This window comes from Olavius algarvensis spirochete endosymbiont, assembly GCA_900608495.1.
GTDB lineage: Bacteria > Spirochaetota > Spirochaetia > DSM-2461 > DSM-2461 > UBA2779.
This window is the reverse complement of record UWYT01000057.1, coordinates 1-373: the sequence shown is the minus strand read 5'-3', so window position 1 is coordinate 373 and position 373 is coordinate 1. Positions and strand designations below refer to the sequence as shown.

The window sequence follows — 373 nt, the reverse complement described above, 5'->3', positions numbered from 1 at the left end:
AACTAGTGTGGAATTCTACAAATTTATTGCTGTTGGAATTTGGTCTACAATTATAGGTAGTGGTGTATCGCACATCTTACTTGAATTTTTAAATGTGAACTACTTTATAGCTTCTGCCGCAGGTTTTATTTCAGGTGTATATGCTGGTTATGACTTCAATAGGAAGTGGACCTTCGAAGTTAAACAAGAAAAAAAGTATACAGAGATTATAAAATACTATGCTGTTCATATAGTGTCTTTGATATTGAGTTTGTTGGTTATTCCTGTATTTGGAATTGAGACACCAATAACTGTTGTACTGATGGTAGGGATACCAATATGTACCAATTTCGTGGGAATAAAGAAGTTTGTATTTAAACGATGATTTCTATAG

1 protein-coding gene is annotated in these 373 nt (G+C 32.7%); it reads left to right on the top strand.

Translation table 11 applies throughout. From position 1 onward, the window contains the following. Window positions 1-364 (top strand): GtrA family protein (locus tag S1OALGB6SA_RS01080; RefSeq protein ID WP_148083990.1); only part of this gene is annotated, 364 nt, incomplete at its 5' end. Between the last annotated feature and the right edge of the window lie 9 nt (window positions 365-373).